12 protein-coding genes are annotated in these 10,601 nt (G+C 56.4%); 5 read left to right on the top strand and 7 right to left on the bottom strand.

Annotation, left to right across the window (positions count from 1 at the left end; translation table 11 throughout):
• Positions 1 to 835, top strand: an 835-nt coding sequence (locus tag Q7T06_RS07005; RefSeq protein ID WP_304782499.1) for a methyl-accepting chemotaxis protein, incomplete at its 5' end; no start/stop codon positions are given.
• A gap of 124 nt (positions 836 to 959) precedes the next feature.
• On the opposite strand, the gene fghA is transcribed toward Q7T06_RS07005, so the two are convergent.
• The 5 genes from fghA to minC all read right to left on the bottom strand — a co-directional run bounded on the left by fghA (position 960) and on the right by minC (position 4,964).
• Positions 960 to 1,802, bottom strand: a complete 843-nt coding sequence (fghA, locus tag Q7T06_RS07000; protein WP_304782494.1) for an S-formylglutathione hydrolase — start codon at positions 1,800 to 1,802, stop codon at positions 960 to 962.
• A 30-nt stretch (positions 1,803 to 1,832) separates the two neighbouring features.
• The gene (locus tag Q7T06_RS06995; RefSeq protein WP_304782491.1) at positions 1,833 to 2,939 is read right to left on the bottom strand and encodes an S-(hydroxymethyl)glutathione dehydrogenase/class III alcohol dehydrogenase; all 1,107 of its coding nucleotides are present in this window, start codon (positions 2,937 to 2,939) and stop codon (positions 1,833 to 1,835) included.
• Between the two features lie 139 nt (positions 2,940 to 3,078).
• Positions 3,079 to 3,330 (bottom strand): cell division topological specificity factor MinE, encoded by a 252-nt coding sequence (gene minE / locus Q7T06_RS06990; protein WP_304782486.1) that lies wholly within the window; start codon positions 3,328 to 3,330, stop codon positions 3,079 to 3,081.
• Between the two features lie 2 nt (positions 3,331 to 3,332).
• Positions 3,333 to 4,148, bottom strand: a complete 816-nt coding sequence (gene minD / locus Q7T06_RS06985) for a septum site-determining protein MinD (protein WP_304782483.1) — start codon at positions 4,146 to 4,148, stop codon at positions 3,333 to 3,335.
• A gap of 33 nt (positions 4,149 to 4,181) precedes the next feature.
• The gene (minC, locus tag Q7T06_RS06980; RefSeq protein WP_304782480.1) at positions 4,182 to 4,964 is read right to left on the bottom strand and encodes a septum site-determining protein MinC; all 783 of its coding nucleotides are present in this window, start codon (positions 4,962 to 4,964) and stop codon (positions 4,182 to 4,184) included.
• Between the two features lie 282 nt (positions 4,965 to 5,246).
• On the opposite strand from minC, the gene Q7T06_RS06975 reads away from it, so the two are divergent.
• From Q7T06_RS06975 to Q7T06_RS06965, 3 genes are all read left to right on the top strand, one after another.
• Complete coding sequence (locus Q7T06_RS06975) at positions 5,247 to 6,149, top strand: recombination-associated protein RdgC (RefSeq protein WP_304782477.1); 903 nt, start codon at positions 5,247 to 5,249, stop codon at positions 6,147 to 6,149.
• 200 nt (positions 6,150 to 6,349) lie between these two features.
• Entirely contained in the window at positions 6,350 to 6,802 is a 453-nt protein-coding gene (locus Q7T06_RS06970) for a DUF2721 domain-containing protein (RefSeq protein WP_304782475.1), read from the top strand.
• Between the two features lie 246 nt (positions 6,803 to 7,048).
• Positions 7,049 to 7,792, top strand: coding sequence for a carbonic anhydrase family protein (locus Q7T06_RS06965; protein ID WP_304782471.1), 744 nt, complete (start codon positions 7,049 to 7,051; stop codon positions 7,790 to 7,792).
• 88 nt (positions 7,793 to 7,880) lie between these two features.
• On the opposite strand, the gene Q7T06_RS06960 is transcribed toward Q7T06_RS06965, so the two are convergent.
• Entirely contained in the window at positions 7,881 to 8,153 is a 273-nt protein-coding gene (locus Q7T06_RS06960) for an oxidative damage protection protein (RefSeq protein ID WP_304782468.1), read from the bottom strand.
• 112 nt (positions 8,154 to 8,265) lie between these two features.
• Entirely contained in the window at positions 8,266 to 9,576 is a 1,311-nt protein-coding gene (gene argA / locus Q7T06_RS06955; RefSeq protein ID WP_304782465.1) for an amino-acid N-acetyltransferase, read from the bottom strand.
• Positions 9,577 to 9,659: 83 nt separating this feature from the next.
• Here argA and Q7T06_RS06950 point away from each other — a divergent pair.
• On the top strand, positions 9,660 to 10,601 hold a 942-nt coding region (locus Q7T06_RS06950), incomplete at its 3' end, for a DEAD/DEAH box helicase (RefSeq protein ID WP_304782462.1).

Here is a 10,601-nt window from a genome sequence, read left to right as displayed (position 1 = left end):
GGAACAGCAGGCCAGTTCGCTTGAAGAGACTGCTTCTTCGATGGAAGAACTGACGTCGACCGTGAAACAGAATGCCGACAATTCGCGTCAGGCCCACCAGCTGGCAGTTGCCGCATCGAGCGTCGCGGTCAAGGGTGGTTCCGTGGTGGCGCAAGTGGTTGATACGATGGGTGCGATCAACAGTTCAGCGAAGAAAATTGTCGACATCATCGGCGTCATTGATGGCATAGCATTCCAGACCAACATCCTGGCATTGAATGCGGCCGTCGAAGCTGCGCGTGCCGGCGAACAGGGTCGCGGCTTTGCAGTGGTGGCAACCGAAGTGCGCAATCTGGCGCAACGCTCCGCAGCAGCGGCGAAAGAAATCAAGGCATTGATAGGTGACTCGGTCGAGAAGGTTGATGCAGGCAGCAAGCTGGTTGCAGAAGCCGGTACGACGATGGATGAAATTGTCGATGGCGTGAAACGTGTGGCCGATATCATGGCTGAAATTACTGCTGCCAGCCAGGAGCAGAGCGACGGTATCGAGCAAGTCAATCAAGCCGTGGGACAAATGGATCAGGTCACGCAACAGAATGCAGCATTGGTTGAAGAAGCCGCAGCTGCAGCTGAATCCTTGCAGGATCAGGCGAAAAACCTGGCCCAGGCAGTCAGCGTGTTCCGTGTCGGTGGCGATTATGCGGTAACACCAGCGACTGCACCACGTCGCACGATACAATCGACAGCTACGCGTACACCGGCACCTGCCAAAGCATCACTGGCGGCGCCGCAGCGTAAAGTAGCCGCACCTGCCAAATCGGCAGCTGGCGGTGCAGATGACTGGGAAGAGTTTTAAGTTTTAAGCACAGCCTGTCCGGATCTGGCGGATAGAAAAAAGGGATGTTGCGCAGGGTGACCTGTGCAACATCCCTTTTTATTTGTGCGGCTGGAATTGACCGGACGATTGCAGCCGCGTGCGCTTAGCGGTTCAGTATCGCACTGTGAAACGCGATGTGATCGCCCATGTAGGTCGAAATGAAATAATAGTTATGGTCGTAGCCCGAATGGCGGCGCAAGGTGAGCGGCTGCTCGGCAGCCCAGCATGCAGCTTCAAACTGATGCGGCTTCAGTTGTTCATCCAGGAATGGGTCTTCCAGTCCCTGGTCTATCAGTATGCCTTGCGGGAATGGTGTCTTGCGGGTGCGCATCAAGGCGCTGGCATCGTGCTGCAGCCATGTAGCTTCATCGGAGCCCAGATAAGCCGAAAACGCTTTTTGTCCCCACGGTACTTCAGTCGGTGCGGTGATTGGGGCAAAGGCGGATACTGACTGATAAATCTCCGGATACTTCAACGCCAGCGTCAATGCGCCATGGCCGCCCATCGAGTGCCCGAACACGCCGATACGATCGGCACGTGCAGGGAAATTCCCGATGATGATGTTGCGCAGTTCCTGCACGACATAGGACTCCATGCGGAAATACGCGGACCACGGTTCTTGCGTTGCATCGATATAAAAACCAGCGCCATGGCCAAAGTCCCAACTGTCGCCGGCACCCTTGATGCCGGTGCGGCGCGGACTGGTGTCCATCGAGACCAGCATGATGCCGTGTTCAGCCGCATAGCGCTGCGCGCCGCCCTTGATCATGAAGGTTTCTTCGGTACAGGTCAGGCCCGCCAGATAAAACAGCACGGGCACCTTGCTCTGCCTGGCTTGTGGCGGTTCATAGACTGAAAACGTCATCGGCAAGCTGGTCGATGTCGATTCGTGTTTGTAAAAACTTTGTACACCGTTAAAACATTTATGCTGGCTGATCAGTTCCACTTCATCCCCGTGCGTTTCTTGTTCAATGTATCAGTAAATAACAACCGAGCGTATCGACTCACCGCTCTTCATCAAGTCAAAGCCTTCGTTGATCCGTTCCAGCGGCAGCGTGTGCGTGATCAGATCATCGATATTGAGTTTGCCTTCCATGTACCAGTCGACTATCTTCGGTACATCGGTGCGTCCGCGTGCGCCGCCAAAGGCTGAGCCTTTCCATTCGCGGCCGGTCACCAGCTGGAATGGGCGCGTGCTGATTTCTGCGCCGGCTTCGGCCACGCCGATGACGATCGATTGGCCCCAGCCCTTGTGGCAGCATTCGAGCGCCTGGCGCATCGTGTGCACATTGCCTATGCATTCGAAACTGTAGTCGGCGCCGCCATCGGTCAATTGCACGATCGCATCGACGACGTTCTCGACCTTGCTTGGATTGACGAAGTGCGTCATGCCGAATTTGCGCGCCATGGCTTCACGCGCCGGATTCAGGTCTACGCCTATGATCTTGTCGGCACCGACCATCTTTGCAGCTTGAATCACGTTGAGTCCGATACCACCGAGGCCGAACACGACCACGTTCGCGCCAGCTTCCACTTTTGCCGTGAACAAGACCGCGCCGACGCCGGTGGTAACGCCGCAGCCTATGTAGCAAACCTTGTCGAAGGGCGCGTCTTCACGGATCTTCGCCAGCGCGATTTCCGGCACCACGATGTAATTGGAAAAAGTCGAGGTACCCATGTAATGGAAGATAGGCTTGCCATCGATGGAGAAACGGCTGGTCGCGTCCGGCATCAAGCCGCGCCCTTGGGTCGAGCGTATCTTTTGGCACAGATTGGTCTTGCGCGACAGGCAGAATTTGCATTCGCGGCATTCCGGTGTGTACAGCGGAATGACGTGGTCATCTTTCTTCAGGCTCTTGACGCCGGGGCCGACTTCGACCACCACGCCCGCGCCTTCATGGCCGAGGATAGAAGGGAAGATGCCTTCCGGATCGGCGCCGGACAGCGTGTAGTAATCGGTGTGGCAAATGCCGGTGGCCTTGATCTCGACCAGTACTTCGCCTTCACGCGGTCCACCCAGTTCAACTTCTTCTATTGTTAAAGGTTGTCCTGCTTTCCAGGCGACGGCGGCTTTGGTTTTCATGTATGGTCTCGAATTGATGGGCGATGCGAAATGATACTTGATCTGGTGTTACGTGATGTGCATGCGCTGCGGGTGTGGCAGCATTTCTGGATACCCGCATGTGCGGGCATCCAGAAAGGGGGATTTCACGCCTGCCGGTTTAGGCATCCGGCAATACGACATTGACATCCAGTACTTCGAGATTGCCCTGGCTATTGAGGGAAATCTTGATGTCTTCCGGATTGACCTTCACGTATTTTGAAATCACCGCGATCAATTCCTGATGCAGGGCAGGCAGGAAGTCAGGACCGGAGCGGCCGCTGCGTTCACGCGCAATGATGATTTGCAGGCGTTCCTTGGCAGCCGATGCAGTCTTGGGCTTGCTATTGAACAGAAAAGACAGAAGCGCCATGATTACTTACCTCCAAAAATTCTCTGCAGAAAGCCAGGCTTTTCGTAGTCGGTAAATCGCATCGGCAACTCTTCTCCGAGGAAGCGCGAGACCACATCCTTGTAGGCTTCGGATACTTCGCTGCCTTCGATATGGATAGCCGGATTGCCGGAGTTCGATGCATGCAGTACCGATTCCGATTCCGGGATGATGCCTATCAATGGTATGCGCAGGATTTCCTGCACGTCCGTGTATGACAGCATCTCGCCTGCTTCTACGCGTTTCGGCACGTAGCGGGTAATCAGCAAGTGTTCCTTGACTGGCTCTTCACCCTTCAAGGCGCGGCGCGATTTGGCCTGGATGATGCCGAGGATGCGATCCGAATCGCGTACCGATGACACTTCAGGATTGGTGACGATGATCGCTTCATCGGCAAAGGTCAGCGCCATCACGGCACCGTGTTCGATACCGGCAGGTGAATCGCAGATGATGTATTCAAAATCCATCGCCGCCAGATCCTGCAACACGCGCTCCACGCCTTCTTCCGACAGTGCATCCTTGTCGCGCGTTTGCGAGGCTGGCAGCACGAACAGGTTGTCGCAATGCTTGTCCTTGATCAGCGCCTGGTTCAGCGTGGCTTCCTTGTTGACGACATTGATCAGGTCGTACACGACACGGCGTTCGCAACCCATGATCAGGTCGAGATTGCGCAGGCCAACGTCGAAATCGATGACGACTGTCTTGTGTCCACGCATGGCCAGGCCGGACGCAAAACTTGCGCTCGAAGTGGTTTTGCCGACGCCGCCTTTACCCGATGTTACAACGATGATTTTTGCCAAAGGAAACCCCTTTCGTTAAATAATTTAATTGATTTACGCTGCTGACTTGATAGGCAGCATATCGATGCGATCGCCTACCAAGCGGATTTGTGTGGCTTGTTTTTTGCGGTCTGCCGGGAAGCCATCTTCAAACGTGCGATACATGCCGGCGATCGATACCAGTTCCGCTTCCATGCTCAAGGTAAAAATGCGTGCTTCGGTATTGCCGCTGGCGCCTGCCAGTGCGCGGCCGCGCAAGGGGGCGTAAATATGAATGCTGCCATCGGCGATCACTTCGGCGCCATTGTTGACGGCGGCGGTAATGATCAGGTCGGCGCCGCGTGCATAGATGCGCTGGCCGGCGCGTACCGGCGTATCGACGATCATCGTGTTGGCGGCAAATTGCGCAGCAGCAGCTTGTGCTTGCGGTGCAACTGCGACGGCAACTTCGGCTGGCGCTTCGAGTGCGATTTCTGCCTGTGCGGGCAGGGCGGCAGTCTCCGCCACACGCGGCTTGAGCGGACCATCCAGGCTCAGGCCATGTGCGAGTATGCCGGCTTCCATCTCAGGCGTGGCATTGCGCACGGCGACTGCATTCAGGCGATATGCCTTCAGCAGCGTGGTGATCGCATGCCAGTCTATCGCTTGATGTGCAGGCGCCAGCGAGCCGATATCAATGACGGTGAACTCATCCTCGAAAAAATCAACATTGCCGCCGGTCATTTCCTGCATCGCGGCATCGAGTACGGCCAGGTTCGATTCATACAGAATGGCAGAGACGGCGACGACAGTGGAAATCTTGATTTCTATCGGCTTGCGTGATGAGCTTTTGGACATGGAAACAATAAGTGATGAAGCAGATGGTCTTGCAGTTTTTCGGGTCAATTTCCAGACGGACACTTGATACGCAAGCATGCGCCCGTCAGACATGGAGTGACGCGTATTATAACCTTTACCGTACAGGCTTTAGCAGCTGTTTGGCAGGATAAATAAGTCCCGCTTCATGCGGCTTGCCAGCCGCCAGCGCAAGCTTTTTTTATTGTGGCATGCAGCAGATTTTATCTGCATAGCCGCTGGCGCTGGCGTGTAGAATAGCCCCTTTTTTTGCCGGGGCTAGCCATGTGGTTCAAGAACCTTCAGATATATCGTCTTCCTGCACCGTGGGCCATTACAACCGAGCAACTGGAAGCCGATCTTGCGCCGCACGCATTCCAGCCTTGCAGCAGTCTCGACATGCAGAGCCAGGGCTGGGTATCGCCGCGCGAAAACGGCGCGCTGGTCTATAGCCTCAACAAGCAGATCATGCTGCTGCTGGGCACCGAGAAAAAACTCTTGCCGACCACGGTGATCAACCAGGTCACGAAGATCAAGGCCGCCGACATCGAAGAGCAGCAAGGCTTCAAGCCTGGCCGCAAGCAGATGAAGGAAATCAAGGAAGATGTCACCGATGAACTGTTGCCGCGCGCCTTCAGCATCTGGCGCCAGACCTGGGTCTGGATAGATCCGGTCCATGGCTGGCTGGTGGTCGATGCCGGCAGCCCGGCAAAAGCCGATGAAGTGCTGAAGCTGTTGATCAAATCGATAGACAAGCTGCCGCTGGAAGCCTTGTATGTCGCGCAATCGCCGGTGGCGGCGATGACGGACTGGCTGGTCGCCGATGCTGCGCCCAGCGGTTTTACCGTCGACCAGGATACTGAATTACGTTCCACTGGCGAAGGCAAGGCAACCGTACGTTATGTGCGCCATACGCTGGAAGCAGAAGATGTGCGCCGCCATATCGCATCCGGCAAGCAATGCACACGCCTGGCGATGACATGGGCCGACAAGATATCGTTCGTCCTGACTGAATCGCTGGCGATCAAGCGCGTCGCGCCGCTCGATGTGATCAAGGAAAACAGCGATACCACTGCGCAGAATGATGATGAGCGCTTCGATTCAGATGTGATGCTGATGACAGGTGAATTGAACCGCATGCTGGCCGATCTGGTGCAGGCGCTGGGTGGCGAAATCACCAAGAAATAAACCGTATGAAACAAGCAGCAGTCAAGTAGAGCGCAGGCAGAAAGCAAGCGGCGGATCAGGCAGTGATGTTCTGATTCGCAGTGCAGGGTTCAGGCATGCATATTGCTGTCGGAACACGGGTATGATGGCGTGCTGATCCGCTGTACTTAGGCCCGTTGCCTGTTGTATCGTTGATCCCGTATTAACTCTGAAGAATAGCTATGGAAATCCAAGTCGGTGATATAGGCCACATCATCCAATTATCGGTGGCCCCAGTGTTCCTGCTGACAGGCGTGGGCACCAATTTGATGGTATTGACCAATCGCCTGGGCCGGATCACTGATAGATCGCGCGTGCTGGAAGACAGGTTGCGCACCACCGACCCCGTGCATCATCCCGATTTGAATGCGGAACTGATCACGCTGTATCCACGCGCACATTTGATCAATCGCGCCATTACGCTGAGTACGGCTTGCGCGCTGATGGTCAGCCTGGTGATCATTTCACTGTTCCTGGGTGATGCCCTGAACCTGGGCTTGTCCAAGTTCGTGGCGGCATTCTTCATACTGGCGATGTTGTGCCTGGTTGCCAGTTTCCTGGTCTTGTTGCGTGAAATTCTGGCGGCAACGAGTTCTCTGTACACGCGCAGGATAGAACCGATAGCCCGACCCTGATCGGGATGGCAGGCGCATCCGGATAGCGAAAGCCCATCAAGTACTTGATGGGCTTTTTTCATATTGGGCATCGATGTCGCGATATCAAAATCCATTGCAATATTTATCATTTTTACAATATTATGCGGGCAGCCTCATTTTTCGAGAGAAATCCTGGGGCCATGCAAACGCAGCATCGTCGACAACTCATTCCCTTTAAAACAAGGCCGTGCTGCCATGGCCGGCTTCTATCATGAGCGCCTATCTATGAAAAATATATTGACTGCATCGCATCTGATCCGTCGTGCCAGCGTGCTGGTTTTGAGCATGGCCTTGTTTGCCTGCGCCCATCAAGCACCCGGTCCAGCTGCTTCATTGAAGAATGCCGAGGTGATGACGAAGGCGAAGCAAGAGCAGATCACGGCGGATCAAGCCCTGCAATTGCTCAAGGATGGCAATGCACGTTTTGTATCCGGCCATGTCCAGCGGCGCGACTTGCCGGCGCAGGTCAGGGCTACCGGGCACGATGGCCAGTTTCCATTGGCCAGCATAGTCAGCTGCATCGATTCCCGCTCGGCACCGGCGCAAGTATTTGATCAAGGCGTGGGCGATCTGTTCGTGGCCAGCGTGGCGGGCAATGTCGTCAATGAAGACATACTCGGCAGCCTCGAATATGGCTCGAAGGTGGCGGGCACAAAATTGATCGTCATCCTCGGCCATACGCATTGCGGCGGCGTCAAGGGAGCATGCGATGGCGCCGAGCTCGGCAATCTGACGCAACTGGTGAAAAAGATACGTCCTGCAGTCAACATGACGCCGGACGTGCATGGCAGCGACCGCTCATCGAAAAACCATCACTTCGTTGATGCCGTGGCGGAAAACAATGTGAAGCTGAACGTGCAGGCGGTGCTGGACAAGAGCCCGGTATTGCGCGAGATGGCGCAAAAAGGCCAGATCAAGATAGTCGGTGCGATGCTGGATGTGGAGACGGGAAAAATCCGCTTTTTCTGATCCTCGCCGGACATTATTCTGCCGGACATTAAAAAGCCCGCCACATTCAAGTGGCGGGCTTTTTTTACGGCCAGACCAGCGACGGAAATTATTCAGTCGGCGGCACGTAGCCTTGCGCAGCATCGGCGCCATCGCCGAAGAAATGTTTTTCCATCTGCGTAGCCAGATATTTGCGTGCGCGCACATCGGCCAGGTTCAGGCGGTTTTCATTGACCAGCATCGTTTGATGCTTGAGCCAGGCAGCCCACGCTTCTTTCGATACGCTTTCATAAATGCGTTTGCCCAGTTCGCCCGGATAGGGAGGGAAATCCAGTGCTTCGGCTTCCTTGTCGAGTTTGATGCAATGAACCATGCGTGTCATGTTGTTGTCCTTGGTTATGGCCGCGCTGCGCAGGATTTGCGTGGGCGGCTGGAGTGTTGAATGGTTGCCGTCGCTGTCATCGGCGACGGCGGAAATTATTTGATTGCCGCCATTATAGGTTTTTCATGAAGACCAGTGATTTGCGCTGCCAGTTATACATATGCTGGCGATCCTTGGGCAAATCATCTATGGTCGCCGGCGCAAAGCCGCGCTTGAGGAACCAGTGCGCGGTGCGCGTCGTCAAGACAAACAGTTTTTTCAGGCCGGCGGCGCGCGCACGGTTTTCCATGTGCTTCAACAGACGTTCGCCATCGCCTTGCGTTTGCACTTCCGGATTGACGATCAGGCAGGCCATCTCGGCCATGTTCTCGGCCGGGAAAGGGTAGAGCGCGGCGCAACCGAAGATCACGCCGTCATGCTCGATGACCGAGAAGTAATCGATTTCGCGTTCTATCAATTCGCGACCGCGCTTGACCAGCGTGCCGTCGGCTTCCAGCGGTTCGATCAGCTTGAGGATGCCGCCCACGTCTTCGATGGTGGCCTGGCGCAGGCTTTCCAGGTTTTCGTAGCTGACCATCGTGCCGACGCCATCATGTGTAAAGATTTCCAGTAGTGCAGAGCCATCGACATTGAAGGGCACGATATGCACGCGCGGCACGCCGCGCCTGGATGCCTGGACGCAATGCTCGAGATAGAAGGCGATATCGGGCGGCAGTTCGCTGCTCTTGAGCAGCGCATCGGCCTGGGCCGAGGTCAGTTCGCGCAGCTCGTCGCCGGCTGCATTCGTCATCATTGGTGTTTCACTGATGAAGATCAGCTTGTCGGCGCGCAGTGCGGTGGCAGCAGCAACGGCCACGTCTTCCATCGTCAGGTTGAATGTTTCGCCGGTGGGCGAAAAGCCCAGCGGCGACAGCAGGACCAGGCCGCCGGCGTTCAAAATGGGGTGTATCGTTTCATAGGCGATCTTGCGTGTGACGCCGGTCATTTCCAGATCGACGCCGTCGATCACGCCGATAGGGCGCGCCGTGACGAAGTTGCCGGAAATGATGCGGATCTCGGAATGCGCCATAGGCGTATTCGGCAAGCCCTGGCTGAATGCAGCTTCGATATCGAGGCGCAGTTCGCCGGCGGCTTCCTTCGCGCATTCGAGCGCAGCGGTATCGGTGATGCGCAAGCCGTTGTGAAAACGCGCTTCCACATTACGCAGCGCCAGCTGTTCCTCGACTTGCGGGCGCGATCCGTGCACGATCACGACCTTGATGCCGAGCGCATGCAAGAGCGACAAATCCTGCGCCAGTACCGGCAGCGCACCGGCCGTGACCAGTTCACCCGGAAACGCGACGACAAAGGTCTTGCCACGGAAGGCGTGGATATACGGGGCGACGGAGCGCAACCACTGGACGAATTGAACGGTATTTTCCATGAGGCACATTATAACCATAGCAAAGCGGATCGACTGCGTGATCCGAGCCAGAATACGACACTGCTCTGTATAATTCGCCTCACATGTCAGCTCCAGAATCCACCCCAAAACCGACGCCCGCTGCACGCAATCGCCCCGCGCGCAGCGCGCCAGCCGCATCCGCGCCGCCTGTCCGTAATCCCTTGCCGGCGATTACCTTCCCTGAGGAATTGCCGGTTTCCGGCAAGCGCGAGGATATTGCGCGCGCGATCCAGGCCCATCAAGTCATCATCGTCTGTGGCGAAACCGGCTCCGGCAAGACCACGCAGCTGCCGAAAATCTGCCTCGAACTCGGCCGCGGCTTGCATGGCTTGATCGGCCATACGCAGCCGCGTCGCATTGCCGCCTCGTCGACTGCCAAGCGCATCGCGCAGGAAATCGGCTCGCCGCTGGGTGAACACGTAGGCTACAAGGTGCGCTTCAACGATACCTTGACCAGGGGTGCGTGGGTCAAGCTGATGACCGATGGCATCCTGCTGGCGGAAACCCAGACCGATCCGCTGCTGCGCCAGTACGACACCATCATCATTGATGAAGCGCATGAGCGCAGCCTGAATATCGATTTCCTGCTCGGCTACCTGAAGCAGCTGCTGCCCAGGCGTCCCGACTTGAAAGTCATCATCACGTCGGCAACGATAGATGCAGACCGTTTTGCGCGCCACTTCGGCAACGATGGAAAACTGGCGCCGGTGATAGAAGTATCGGGCCGCATGTATCCGGTCGAGGTGCGCTACCGCCCGGTCGAAGCTTTTGACAAGAATGCAGCGAATAACCCGAACGCGACCTCGGATGCCGCTGCCGCGCGCCGTTCGGCGTTGGCGACCAGGGAGCGCGGCCAGCGCGACTTGATGGATGCAGTCATCGATGCCGTCGATGAACTGGCGCGCATAGGTTCCGGCGACGTGCTGGTCTTCCTGCCCGGCGAGCGTGAAATCCGCGACGCCGCCGAAGCCTTGCGCAAGCATCATCCGCCGCATGTGGAAATC

Source organism: Herminiimonas sp. (assembly GCF_030645555.1).
Taxonomy (GTDB): Bacteria; Pseudomonadota; Gammaproteobacteria; order Burkholderiales; family Burkholderiaceae_D; genus Oxalicibacterium.
This window is presented reverse-complemented; position numbering and strand designations above follow the sequence as displayed.